An 11,452-nucleotide genomic window follows, 5' to 3' on the forward strand; every position below is an offset into this window, starting at 1 on the left:
GGGGGTGTGAAACCCCCCGCTCCTGCCGCCGCCACCTGACCAAACCCTGCAGCATAGAGGCCCGCCATGACCACCCAATGGGACCCGAGCCAGCCGATCCTCGACATCGAGAATCTCTCGATCTCCTTTTTCACCCGGATGCGCGAGATCCCGGCGGTGATGGATTTCTCCTGCAAGGTCATGGCCGGCGAGGCGATGGGGCTGGTGGGCGAGAGCGGTTGTGGCAAGTCGACCGTGGCCCTGGGTGTCATGCGCGATCTGGGCAAGAACGGGCGGATCACCGGCGGCTCGATCAAGTTCAAAGGCCGCGACCTCGTGACGATGAGCGAGGAGGAATTGCGCCAGCTCCGCGGTTCGGAAATCGCGATGATCTACCAGGAGCCGATGGCCTCGCTGAACCCGGCGATGAAGATCGGCGCGCAGCTCGCCGAAGTGCCGATGATCCATCAGGGCATGGGCAAGGAGGAGGCCTGGAAGCTCGCCCGCCAGATCGTCGCCGACGTCCGCCTGCCCGACCCCGACCGCATCCTGCACGCCTTCCCGCACCAGCTCTCGGGCGGCCAGCAGCAGCGCATCGTCATCGCCATGGCGCTGATGTCGAAACCGGCGCTTCTGATCCTCGACGAGCCGACCACAGCGCTCGACGTGACGGTGGAGGCGGGGATCGTCGATCTGGTCAAGGATCTGGCCGAGAAATACGGCACCTCGATGCTGTTCATTTCGCACAACCTCGGCCTGATCATGGATGTCTGCGACAGGCTTTGCGTGATGTATTCCGGCGAGGCGGTCGAGACCGGCAATGTGGCCGAGGTTTTCGACACGATGCGCCACCCCTATACCCAGGCGCTGTTCCGCTCGATCCCCCTGCCGGGCGCCGACAAGAACTCGCGGCCCCTCATCTCGATCCCCGGCAACTTCCCCCTGCCGCATGAACGCCCCAAGGGCTGCAACTTCGGGCCGCGCTGCGATTATTTCGAGGCCGGGCGCTGCGATGCCCGGGATATCCCGATGTCGGACGTGCCCGGCGGCGACCGCCACGGCTCGCGCTGCCTGAAATGGGCCGAGATCAACTGGATGGCGCCGCCCGCCGCCCGCGTTGCCAAGCTGAAATCGCCGATCGGCGAGGTCGTCCTGAAGATGGAGGATCTGAAGAAATATTACTCGGTCTCCTCCGGCGCCTTCGGTGGCGGCAATGCCAAGGTGGTGAAGGCCAACGAGACGCTGAGCTTCGAGGCCCGCTCCGGCGAGACCCTCGCCATCGTCGGCGAAAGCGGCTGCGGCAAGTCGACCTTCGCCAAGGTGCTGATGGGGCTGGAGACCGCGACCTCGGGCTCGATCATGCTGTTCGACGAGAACGTGCAATCGACGCCGATCCAGAAGCGCAATGTCGATACGGTGTCTTCGGTGCAGATGGTGTTCCAGAACCCCTTCGACACGCTCAACCCTTCGATGCCGGTCGGGCGGCAGATCATCCGCGCGCTGGAGGTCTTCCACTTCGGCGCCTCGGATGCCGAGCGCAAGCAGCGGATGCTGGAACTGCTCGACCTCGTGAAACTGCCGCGCGCCTTTGCCGACCGGATGCCGCGCCAGCTGTCGGGCGGGCAGAAGCAGCGCGTCGGCATCGCCCGGGCCTTTGCCGGCGGGGCCAAGGTCGTGGTGGCGGATGAGCCGGTCTCGGCGCTGGACGTCTCGGTTCAGGCCGCCGTGACCGACCTTCTGATGGACATCCAGCGCGAAAACGGCACGACGCTTCTGTTCATCTCGCACGATCTGTCGATCGTGCGGTATCTCTCGGACCGGGTGCTGGTGATGTATCTTGGCCATGTGGTCGAGACCGGGACCACCGACCAGGTCTTCCAGCCGCCCTATCACCCCTATACCGAGGCGCTGCTTTCTGCCGTGCCGATTGCCGACACCAAGGTGATCCGCAAGCGCATCGTGCTGGAGGGCGACATTCCTTCGGCGATGAACCCGCCGCCGGGCTGCCCCTTCCAGACGCGATGCCGCTGGAAATCGCAGGTGCCGGACGGGCTTTGCGACCGCGAGATGCCGGCGGTCAAGACGCTGGAAGGCGGCCACCAGATCAAGTGCCACCTCTCGGACGAGATCCTGGCCGGGATGGAGCCGGTGATCAAGATCGCGGCGGAGTGACCCGACCCCGGAAGATGGGCAGATTGCCCATCCTACCAACCGGCCTTGCGCCTGTTGCCCGCGGTCCCGCGCCTCATTCCGAGGCGTTTTCGCCGAAGAACAGCAGCATCATGGTCTTGTTGACGATGTTCAACAGGATGCCGAACAGGATCAACCCACAGAGCATGGTGATCGCCGCCACGATCCGCCCGCCGACGGTGACCGGGTACATGTCGCCGTAACCGGTCGTGGTCATCGTCTCGATGCACCACCACATCGCGGCCGGGATCGAGGTGAAGTTGCGCGAGGCGGCGGGGATCGGGCTGCCCGAGATCGGATCGACCGGCACGAAGACGCCGGCATGGGCCCCCGCCGGGGCCGCCGCATCCAGCGCCGCCTGTCCGGCCTGCATCGCATCGGGCGAATAGAGCGAGCCTTCGACGTAATACATCGAGGTCGAGGCCAGCATGAAGACGGCGAAGAAGATGATCACATAGATCTTGAGATTGGCCAGGATCGGGTTGGCCTGGGTCACATCGGCGCCATCCGCCGCCGTCCGTGCCAGCTTCAGCACCCGCAGGGCGCGCACCACCCGGACCAGCCGCAGCATCTTGGTCGAGCGCAGCGAGGTGAGGTTGACCAGCATGAAATAGGACGGCACCACCGAGATGATGTCGATCAGCCCCCAGATCGAGAAGACATAGCGCCAGGGCTTGGGCGAGAAATAGACATTGGCCACCGCATCGATGGTGAACATGACCACCGTGCTCCATTCCGACCAGGTGAAGAGGGCGGCGTGGTTGTCGGCCAGGTCGCGGACGCTTTCGAGGGCGAGGTCGATGCAGGAGCCGATGGTGAAGGCCATGATGATCATGTGCCAATAGCGGTAGCCGGCATAATGCGGATCGGTGAAGACCCGCCGCAGACCAAAGCCCTTTGCGCCCGTGCTCACATCATCCATCCGGCCGATTCCCTGTGGTGGCAGGAGGGCACCCTAGTCCGGCGGCGGCTGGACCTGCCAGAGGTTAGCGAAAGCCTAACGGAAATTTGAATTTCCTTGATGATCAATAGTTTGTGACGGATTGCACGCGTGCAAAGGCCAGCCTCCGGCATGGGCCGGGGACAGCGCCGCAGCCCTGCCAGCCTCAGCCGAGGATGGCCAGGACGTAGTTCTGGGTTTCCTGGTATTCCGGCACGCCACCCGCGGCCTCGACCGCCTCGGGGCCGGCGTTGTAGGCGGCCAGGGCGAGCTTCCAGCTGCCGAAGCGGGCGAACATCATCGAGAGATAGCGCGCCCCGCCCTCGAGGTTCGATTTCGGGTCGGTCTCATCCACGCCAAGGTGATCCGCCGTGGTCGGCAACAGCTGTGCCAGCCCCACCGCGCCCTTGGCCGAGACGACATCCGGGTTCCAGCCGCTTTCCTGCTGGACGAGCTTGAGGAAGATATTCTCCGGCACGCCATATTTGGCGGCGGCGGCCTTGGCCATGTCGAGATAGACGCCGCGGTAGCGCCCCGAATAGCGGACCGAGGCGACGCTGACATCCTTGCCGGCGCCGGGCTTCAGCCGTGCGGAGTTGGAATATTGCTGGGCAAGCTTGCCGTCGAGCAGGGCAAGCTGGTTGCGGAACTGCGCCGTGCGTCCCTTGCCCGCCCCACCCAGCACCAGACCCTCTGCCAAGGCAGGTGCGCCAAGCGCCACAATCACCGCCCCCGCCACGACCGCCGCAGCGATCCGGCGCCCAGGCCTTGATCCGATCACACGCATTTTGCCCCCAACCGCAGGAACCAGCGGCTTGCTGCTGCGTTAGTCATAGGAAATTGATCGGCCTTGGCAAGCGAAATTGCCAAGGCTCGGCGGCAGCCTGCCCAGATTTCAGGGTTTGGCTGCCCGCGCCTCGCCGACCAGCGCACCACGGAACAGGTCCTCGACCAGGACCGAGACCAGCTGCGCCCGCCCCGCCGTGCCGGATTTGCGATAGATCGCGTTGAGATGGGTCTTGATCGTGCCCTCGGCCGAGCCGCGCAAGGAGGCGATCTCGGCGATCGAATAGCCCTTGATGGTGAAGGCCGCCACATCGGCCTCGGTCGGGGTCAGGGCCCAGCTGCGGAAATAACCCTCCATCAGATCCGACAGCGCCCCGGTCGCCACGGTCAGGCTTTGCTGCATCCGGTGCTGGCGGTGCATCAGGCGCCAAAGGACCAGCACCTCGAAGACCAGCCCCAGAATCAGCCCCAGCGAGGCGGCAAGCTCCGAGAGGTTCGAAGGATTGGTCAGGGCGGCCATGCCCTGCGGCAGGATGTCGGTCGCGACATCGGCCATGAAGATCACGGTGCAGATCGCCTGGATGATGATCAGGGCCAGGACGGGCCAGACGCCCCTCGCGCTCAAAAGCTCTTTGCCGCTCATAAATCGCCCTCTGGAACTGCCCTTCGGCCCAGGCTGCCCAATCCGGCGGCCTGACGCCTGATTAGCGGCAAGCCGGCAGCGCCGGAAGGGGGGCGCCCATCACAAGGCTGCAACCGGCGCGCCTCTGCCCGCGGCGCAGGCAGAGGCGTGCCGGAAAAGAGGCAGGGCGAAAGGGGCCGCACCAAAACCGGCAGGCGCATTGCAGCCGGGACGCTGCTCGGTCTATAGGTTTTCTTAACCAAGTCCGGCGACCCTGCCGGCACAAACGGAATCAGGGAGAGCAGTATGGCGGGTTCGGTCAACAAGGTCATCATCGTGGGCAACCTCGGGCGCGACCCGGAAGTGCGCAGCTTTCCCAATGGCGGCAAGGTGGTGAACCTGCGCATCGCCACCTCGGAAACCTGGCGCGACAAGGCCAGCGGCGAGCGCAAGGAGCGCACCGAATGGCATTCGGTCGCGATCTTCAACGAGGCTCTGGGCAAGATCGCAGAGCAATATCTGAAGAAGGGCTCCACGGTCTATATCGAGGGCCAGCTGGAAACCCGCAAATGGCAGGACCAGTCGGGCGCCGACCGCTACACGACCGAGATCGTGCTGCGCCAGTTCCGTGGCGAGCTGACCCTGCTCGGCGGCCGGGATGGCGGCGGCGGTGGCGGCAGCTATGACGACCGTGGCGGCGAGGACCCGGGCTATGGCGGCGGCGCGCCCTCGGGTGGCGGCTATCGCGGCGGCGCCTCGGGTGGGGCTTCGGGCGGCGGCTATGGCGGCGGCCGCTCGGGCGGCGGCGGTGGCGCGGGCGGCGGGCGTTCGGATCTGGACGACGAGATCCCGTTCTGATCGGGTCCTCCCGGCTGCTCTGGACCTTTGGGGGATATTCCCTATATAATCGCTCAACAACCCAAGTGAGCGCGTCATGACCGAGCAGCCGGACAAGATCGAGGGCACCCCCCTGATCCGCCCCTCCACCACCGAACATGCCCTGTACGAACAGGTCGTCGACGCCTGTCGTACCGTCTATGACCCTGAAATCCCGGTCAATATCTTTGATCTGGGCCTGGTCTACACGATCGAGATCTCGGCCGAGAACGCGGTGGAGATTCACATGACCCTCACCGCGCCCGGTTGCCCCGTGGCGGGCGAGATGCCCGGCTGGGTCGAGGCCGCGGTCGAATCCGTGCCCGGCGTCAAGGAGGTCAGCGTCCTGATGACCTTCGATCCGCCCTGGGGCATGGAGATGATGTCCGACGAGGCCCGTCTGGAACTCGGCTTCATGTGACAAGCCTCAAGGCTTGATTTTTAAACTTTAAAGCCTTATAACTTGATTTATGCAGATCAAGCCAAGGGGCTTTCCATGCCACGGATCTACGCCGTCCTGACCGGCGATCTCATCGGCTCGACCGCGGCGGGGGCCGAGGCGCTGAGCGCCGCCATGACCGAAATCGCAGAGGTGGCAGGCGAGATCGCGGCCTGGCAAGGTGGCGCGGACAGCCGCTTCACCCGGTCGCGCGGCGATGCCTGGCAGATGGTGCTGCACACGCCATCCCAGACGCTGCGCGCTGTCCTGATGCTGCAGGCCCGGCTGCGGGCGCAGGAAGGCGGCATCCCGACCCGGATTTCGCTGGCCATCGGCCCGGTCGACAGCCTCGGCACAAGGGATCTTTCCGATGCCGGAGGTGCCGCCTTCACCGCCTCGGGCCAGGGGCTGGACCACATGCCCCGAATGCAGAGGGTCGCGGTCAGCGCCGGGCCGGAGACGCCCCTGCTGCAGGCCATCCTGACGCTCGCCGATGAACTCGCCCGCCGCTGGAGCCGCGAACAGGCCGAGGCCATGGCCATGGCGCTCGCCCCGGCCCAGCCGACCCTCGCGGCGATGGCGACACGGCTTGCCATCTCGGCACAGGCGGTCAACTATCGGCTGAACGGCGCGGGGTTGCGCGCGATCCGCCAGGCCCTGCAGGGCTGGGAAGCGGCCTTGGCGCCGAAGGAGCATGACCGATGATCGCCACATTCGCCGCCCTGCTTCTCGCCCATGCCCTTGCCGATTTCGTGCTGCCCATGGGCAAGACCGAAGGACCGGGCGCGCGGGCCCGGCAGAGCCTGCTTTTCCTTCTGATCGCCAGCCTGACCACCGGCAGCGCCTCGCTCTGGCTGCTGGTCCTGGCCGCGGTGCACCTTGCCATCAAGGCGGGCCTCGGATTTGGCACGCGCAAGTTCGGGGCCAAGGCCGGGCTCACCACCTTCCTCGTCAGTCAGGCCGCCCATCTGGCCATCCTCCTCGCCTTCGCCGCCCTCGCGCCGGGCCTCTGCTCCGGCGGCTTCTGGGCCGCCTGCCCCCGCCTTGCGCCCCTGATGGCGCTGGTCGCCGGGCTGATCCTGACCACCCGCGCCGGCGGCACCGCCGTGGGCCTTCTGATGGAGCCCTGGGCCGCCGAGGCCCCCGCCGGCCTGCCCGGCGGCGGAAGGATGATCGGGCTTCTGGAGCGCGGGCTGATCTTCGCGCTGATCCTGACCGGCCAGTCCCAGGGCATCGGCTATCTCGTCGCGGCCAAATCCGTGCTGCGTTTCGGCGCCGTCGGCGATGACCGCAAACTGTCGGAATATGTGATCATCGGCACGCTGGCCTCGGTTTCCTGGGCCATCGTGATCTCCGCCGCGATTTCTGCCCTGCTTCACCACCTGCCCCCGCTTGGAATTCCCGATCTGACACCCTAGATTGGGACTCTACAGGAGATCTCCCCATGTTTGGCATCCCCGGCAAAGCCGCCGTCACCCTCTCTCCCACCGCCGCCCGCCAGATCGCGGGGCTCATGGCCACCAAGGGGGCCGAAGGCCTGCGCATCGGCGTCAAGAAGGGCGGCTGTGCCGGCATGGAATACACGATGGATTACGTGACCTCGGTCAATCCGCTCGACGAGGTCGTCGAACAGGACGGCGCCCGCGTGCTGATCGCGCCGATGGCGCAGATGTTCCTGATCGGCACCGAGATCGACTACGAGGTGGGCCTGCTCGAAAGCGGCTTCAAGTTCCGCAATCCCAACGTGGCCGAGGCCTGCGGATGCGGCGAGTCGATCAAGTTCAAGGACGCCCCCGCCGCCTGACCGGCGCCCCCCCCCGCCATTCCAACATCTCCCCAATTCCCCCTGCCCCCTTCATTGGTCCATAAATATCCCACGGGGGTCTGGGGGTGTGAAACCCCCAGCCGGGTCCGCCGAGCGCCCTCCCCCGTTTTCCGCTTCCCAAGCCGCGCCCTTTTGGCTACCCCTCGGACACCGAAATGGAGGGGCAGATGAAGAAACTCGCAGCAGGCAATTGGAAGATGAACGGCAGCAAGGCGGCGCTGGCCGAATTGACCGCCCTGGTGGCGGCCCACCCCGCCCCGGCCTGCGAGATGCTGATCTGCCCGCCCGCCACCCTGATTGCCGCCGCCAGCGCCCAGGTCGCAGGCGCTGCCCTCAGGATCGGCGCGCAGGATTGCCACGCCAAGGCCTCCGGCGCCCATACCGGCGACATCTCCGCCGCCATGCTGGCCGATGCCGGGGCCTCCCATGTCATCCTCGGCCATTCCGAACGCCGCGCCGATCATGGCGAGACCGATGCCCTGGTGAAAGCCAAGGCCGAGGCCGCCCTGGCCGCCGGCCTGATCGCCATCGTGTGCGTCGGCGAGACCGAGGCGCAGCGCGATGCCGGCGACACGCTGGCCCATTGCGGCAGCCAGCTCACGCTTTCCCTGCCCGCAGGTGCGACCTCTGCCAACCTGGTGATCGCCTATGAACCGGTCTGGGCCATCGGCACCGGCCGCACGCCGACGCTCGACCAGATCGCCGAAGTCCATGCCGCCCTGCGCGCCGGTCTGGTGATGGCGCTCGGTGAAGACGGCAACGGCGTCCGCATCCTTTACGGCGGCTCGGTCAAGCCCTCCAACGCGCGCGAGATCTTTGCGGTCAGGCACGTCGACGGCGCCCTCGTCGGCGGGGCCAGCCTCAAGGCCGCCGATTTCGGCGCCATCGTCGCGGCGCTGTCGGCCGCCTGAGCACCGGCGCCAAAATCCCTTAACGACACCCCGGGTCGCATCCGGCGCAGAGCGCGCCCGGCGGCCCGGTTAGGCTCCTCCCATGTCCATCGCCATTGCCCCCCCGCGCAGCGCGCTTGTCGCGAACCTGATCTGTCTGGCCTCGATGCTGACCTGGGCCGCAGGTCTGCCCGCGGCGCAGCTGGTCATTCCCCTGATCCCGCCGGTCACGCTGACGGCGCTGCGCGCCTCGCTGGCCGCAGCCTTCCTGATCCCGCTCTGGATCGCGATGGAGGGTTTTGGCCCGCTCCGTTCGGCCAATTGGGGCAAGGGCATCCTGGTCGGCGGCATCTGCATCGGCCTTGGTGCCGTGCTTCTGGTCATCGCCCAGGCCAAGACCGACCCGGTCACCGTGGCGGTGATCACCGCGATCATGCCGGTGATCGGCATCGCGCTGGAGGTGATGTTCGACGGCCGCCGCCTGACCATCGCGCTGATCCTCGGCCTCGCGCTTAGCCTGTTCGGCGGTTTCATGGCTTACGGCGCGGGCATGGGCTCGATGAAACTCGGGCTCGGCGCGCTGGCGGCCTTTGCCTCGGTCCTAGCCTTCACCTGGGGCTCGCGCGCCACGGTCACCGCCTTCCCGACGCTGACGCCCCTCGGCCGCACCGCGATCACCGTGACCGGCGCCGCGATCCTGATGAGCGTGGTGGCCGTGACCTACAGCGCGCTCGGCGGACCTGCGACGCAATGGCAGGCGATGGGATTGCCGCAATGGTCGGCGCTCATGCTCTTCGGCGTGGGCTCGCTTGCGATCAGCCAGGTGCTCTGGATCATGGCGGTGGGCCAGCTTGGCATCGGGCTTTCGGCGCTGCACATGAACGCGGTGCCCTTCTATGTGATGATCATCATGTTCGCGCTCGGCGCCGGCTGGAACTGGCCGCAGGCTTACGGCGCGGTCATCGTGGCGGTCGGCGTGCTGATCGCGCAAGGACTGATCCGACTGCCCAAATGATCACGCTCTCGCAATCCCCGACCGATCCGGATTTCGTCCAGAACCCCTATGAATTCTACGAAGCCGCCCGCAAGGCCGGCCCATTCTTCCGCTGGGCCGAATATGACCGCATCTGCACCGGCAAGGCCGCCGCCTGCAGCGCGATCTTCCGCGACCGCCGCTTTGGCCGCGAGGCCCCGGCCGAACGCGCCCCGGCGATCCCGGCCCATCTCGCCCCCTTCTACGCCGTCGAAGCCCATTCGATGCTGGAGCTGGAACCGCCACGCCACACCCGCCTGCGCAGCCTCGTGCTGCGCGCCTTCACCTCGCGCCGGATCGAGGCGCTCAGGCCCGAAATCGCCACCCTCAGCCATGACCTGATCGACGCCTTCCCCGCGGGCGACTTCGACCTCATCGCCGAGTTCGGCCAGAAACTGCCGGTCATCATCATCGCCCGCCTGCTCGGCGTGCCCGAGGCGATGGCGCCGGACCTCTTGCGCTGGTCCAATGCGATGGTCGGCATGTATCTCGGCGGCCGCGGCGACAAGGCCGAGATCCGCGCCCGCGAAGACCGCGCCGTGGCCGCGACCGAGGCCTTCGTGGCCTTCCTGCGCCATTACGTCGAGGAACGCCGCGCCAGCCCCGCCGATGACCTGATCACCCATCTCATCGCCGCCGAAGAGGCCGGCGATCGCCTGACCACGGACGAGCTGATCACCACCTGCATCCTCTTGCTGAACGCCGGCCACGAGGCCACCGTCCACACCATCGGCAACGGCGTCAAACTGCTGCTGGAACAGGGCCAGCAAGCCGCCCTCGCCACGCCCGAAGCCACGGTCGAAGAGATCCTGCGCTTCGATCCCGCGCTCCACATCTTCAGCCGCTGGGCCTATGAGGATGTCGAGGTCATGGGCCACACCTTCCACCGCGGCGACCAGGTGAACCTGCTCCTCGGCATGGCCAACCGCGACCCGCAAACCTGGGACGCGCCCGCGATCTTCGACCCGACCCGCCCGCTCAAACCCAATGTCTCCTTCGGCGCCGGCCTGCATTTCTGCGTCGGCGCCCCGCTCGCCCGGCTGGAACTGCAAACCGCCCTGCCGATCCTCTTCGCGCGCCTGCCCGGCCTCCACCTCGCCGAGGCCCCAGCTTACGCCGATATCTACCATTTCCACGGCCTGAAACGCCTGACGGTCCGCCGCTGACCCTTCATCCAGATCCAAATATCCCCGCCGGAGGCTAGACCCTGAATGCGGGAGCCTCCGGCGGGGATATTTGGGCCAAAATGAAATCGCAAGGCAAGGCCCCAAGCCACGACGGGGGGCGGTAGGATGGGCAATCTGCCCATCTTCGGGGCGTCACAGCGGCAGGGCGGTGGTCATCTTGATCTCTTCCATGCTCAAAAGCGCCGTGACGTTGTAGATCTTCACCTCGGCGATCAGCGCCTGGTAGAAGGCGTCATAGGCGCGGGCGTTCTTGACCCAGACTTTCAGGATGTAATCGACATCGCCTGCCAGGCGGTGCGCCTCCAGCACTTCCGGGCGGCGGCGGACCACGTCGAGAAAGCGTTTCTCCCAGCCGACCTCGTGTTCCGAAGTGCGGATCAGGACGAAGAAACAGGCCTCGAGCCCAAGCCCCTCCGGATCGCAGATCGCCGTGGTGCGCTTGATCACCCCGGCGTCGCGCATCCGCTTGATCCGGTTCCAGACCGGGGTCTTGGAAGAGCCGACCTTGCGGGCGATTTCATCCAGCGATTGCTCGGCATCGGTCTGCAATTCGCCGAGGATCTTCCGGTCCAATTCGTCAACTTGGGCTGCCATTCCACCATTCCCTCAAAACGCGGAACCGCGTTCCATTTCGCCGGACTATCAGAACAAACGTCCTTATTGGCAAGGGTCTATGGCGCAACCA

At 66.3% G+C, this 11,452-nt stretch carries 13 protein-coding genes; 9 read left to right on the forward strand and 4 right to left on the reverse strand.

The annotated features are described in order from the left end of the window. The first annotated feature begins 66 nt into the window (after window positions 1–66). The gene (locus AC1DZT_RS03815; RefSeq protein WP_478005271.1) at window positions 67–2,151 is read left to right on the forward strand and encodes a dipeptide ABC transporter ATP-binding protein; all 2,085 of its coding nucleotides are present in this window, start codon (window positions 67–69) and stop codon (window positions 2,149–2,151) included. Between the two features lie 73 nt (window positions 2,152–2,224). On the opposite strand, the gene AC1DZT_RS03820 is transcribed toward AC1DZT_RS03815, so the two are convergent. The 3 genes from AC1DZT_RS03820 to AC1DZT_RS03830 form a co-directional block, all read right to left on the reverse strand. Further along, window positions 2,225–3,091, reverse strand: coding sequence for an ion transporter (locus AC1DZT_RS03820; protein ID WP_478005272.1), 867 nt, complete (start codon window positions 3,089–3,091; stop codon window positions 2,225–2,227). A gap of 184 nt (window positions 3,092–3,275) precedes the next feature. After that, window positions 3,276–3,896 (reverse strand): lytic transglycosylase domain-containing protein, encoded by a 621-nt coding sequence (locus tag AC1DZT_RS03825; protein ID WP_478005273.1) that lies wholly within the window; start codon window positions 3,894–3,896, stop codon window positions 3,276–3,278. Between the two features lie 108 nt (window positions 3,897–4,004). Then, window positions 4,005–4,538, reverse strand: coding sequence for a helix-turn-helix transcriptional regulator (locus tag AC1DZT_RS03830; RefSeq protein ID WP_478005274.1), 534 nt, complete (start codon window positions 4,536–4,538; stop codon window positions 4,005–4,007). 285 nt (window positions 4,539–4,823) lie between these two features. On the opposite strand from AC1DZT_RS03830, the gene ssb reads away from it, so the two are divergent. From ssb to AC1DZT_RS03870, 8 genes are all read left to right on the forward strand, one after another. Next, window positions 4,824–5,375, forward strand: a complete 552-nt coding sequence (gene ssb / locus AC1DZT_RS03835) for a single-stranded DNA-binding protein (RefSeq protein WP_478005275.1) — start codon at window positions 4,824–4,826, stop codon at window positions 5,373–5,375. Window positions 5,376–5,451: 76 nt separating this feature from the next. Next, the gene (locus AC1DZT_RS03840; protein WP_478005276.1) at window positions 5,452–5,814 is read left to right on the forward strand and encodes an SUF system Fe-S cluster assembly protein; all 363 of its coding nucleotides are present in this window, start codon (window positions 5,452–5,454) and stop codon (window positions 5,812–5,814) included. A 75-nt stretch (window positions 5,815–5,889) separates the two neighbouring features. Beyond that, window positions 5,890–6,537, forward strand: a complete 648-nt coding sequence (locus AC1DZT_RS03845) for a hypothetical protein (protein ID WP_478005277.1) — start codon at window positions 5,890–5,892, stop codon at window positions 6,535–6,537. After that, entirely contained in the window at window positions 6,534–7,250 is a 717-nt protein-coding gene (locus AC1DZT_RS03850; protein WP_478005278.1) for a DUF3307 domain-containing protein, read from the forward strand. Before AC1DZT_RS03845 ends, AC1DZT_RS03850 begins: the two co-directional genes overlap by 4 nt. 26 nt (window positions 7,251–7,276) lie before the next feature. Then, on the forward strand, window positions 7,277–7,636 hold the full coding sequence (locus AC1DZT_RS03855; RefSeq protein ID WP_478005279.1) for a HesB/IscA family protein: 360 nt from the start codon (window positions 7,277–7,279) through the stop codon (window positions 7,634–7,636). Between the two features lie 188 nt (window positions 7,637–7,824). After that, entirely contained in the window at window positions 7,825–8,568 is a 744-nt protein-coding gene (tpiA, locus tag AC1DZT_RS03860) for a triose-phosphate isomerase (protein WP_478005280.1), read from the forward strand. 82 nt (window positions 8,569–8,650) lie between these two features. Then, window positions 8,651–9,562: a DMT family transporter gene (locus AC1DZT_RS03865; protein ID WP_478005281.1), complete on the forward strand. Its 912-nt coding sequence runs from the start codon at window positions 8,651–8,653 to the stop codon at window positions 9,560–9,562. Continuing rightward, window positions 9,559–10,746: a cytochrome P450 gene (locus AC1DZT_RS03870; RefSeq protein WP_478005282.1), complete on the forward strand. Its 1,188-nt coding sequence runs from the start codon at window positions 9,559–9,561 to the stop codon at window positions 10,744–10,746. Before AC1DZT_RS03865 ends, AC1DZT_RS03870 begins: the two co-directional genes overlap by 4 nt. Window positions 10,747–10,899: 153 nt before the next feature. Here AC1DZT_RS03870 and AC1DZT_RS03875 read toward each other — a convergent pair whose 3' ends face one another. Continuing rightward, window positions 10,900–11,361 carry an Lrp/AsnC family transcriptional regulator gene (locus tag AC1DZT_RS03875; protein WP_478005283.1) on the reverse strand — a complete coding sequence of 154 codons (462 nt, stop codon included), beginning with the start codon at window positions 11,359–11,361 and terminating at the stop codon, window positions 10,900–10,902. Between the last annotated feature and the right edge of the window lie 91 nt (window positions 11,362–11,452).

The organism is Rhodobacter sp. P1_C2 (assembly GCF_056406375.1).

Coding starts and splice junctions, on each gene's coding strand:
- AC1DZT_RS03850 (WP_478005278.1), top strand. CDS start 6,534: ATGATCGCCACATTCGCCGCCCTGCTTCTCGCCCATGCCCTTGCCGAT.
- AC1DZT_RS03825 (WP_478005273.1), bottom strand. CDS start 3,896: ATGCGTGTGATCGGATCAAGGCCTGGGCGCCGGATCGCTGCGGCGGTC.
- AC1DZT_RS03820 (WP_478005272.1), bottom strand. CDS start 3,091: ATGGATGATGTGAGCACGGGCGCAAAGGGCTTTGGTCTGCGGCGGGTC.
- AC1DZT_RS03845 (WP_478005277.1), top strand. CDS start 5,890: ATGCCACGGATCTACGCCGTCCTGACCGGCGATCTCATCGGCTCGACC.
- AC1DZT_RS03855 (WP_478005279.1), top strand. CDS start 7,277: ATGTTTGGCATCCCCGGCAAAGCCGCCGTCACCCTCTCTCCCACCGCC.
- AC1DZT_RS03875 (WP_478005283.1), bottom strand. CDS start 11,361: ATGGCAGCCCAAGTTGACGAATTGGACCGGAAGATCCTCGGCGAATTG.
- AC1DZT_RS03815 (WP_478005271.1), top strand. CDS start 67: ATGACCACCCAATGGGACCCGAGCCAGCCGATCCTCGACATCGAGAAT.
- ssb (WP_478005275.1), top strand. CDS start 4,824: ATGGCGGGTTCGGTCAACAAGGTCATCATCGTGGGCAACCTCGGGCGC.
- AC1DZT_RS03840 (WP_478005276.1), top strand. CDS start 5,452: ATGACCGAGCAGCCGGACAAGATCGAGGGCACCCCCCTGATCCGCCCC.
- AC1DZT_RS03830 (WP_478005274.1), bottom strand. CDS start 4,538: ATGAGCGGCAAAGAGCTTTTGAGCGCGAGGGGCGTCTGGCCCGTCCTG.
- tpiA (WP_478005280.1), top strand. CDS start 7,825: ATGAAGAAACTCGCAGCAGGCAATTGGAAGATGAACGGCAGCAAGGCG.
- AC1DZT_RS03865 (WP_478005281.1), top strand. CDS start 8,651: ATGTCCATCGCCATTGCCCCCCCGCGCAGCGCGCTTGTCGCGAACCTG.
- AC1DZT_RS03870 (WP_478005282.1), top strand. CDS start 9,559: ATGATCACGCTCTCGCAATCCCCGACCGATCCGGATTTCGTCCAGAAC.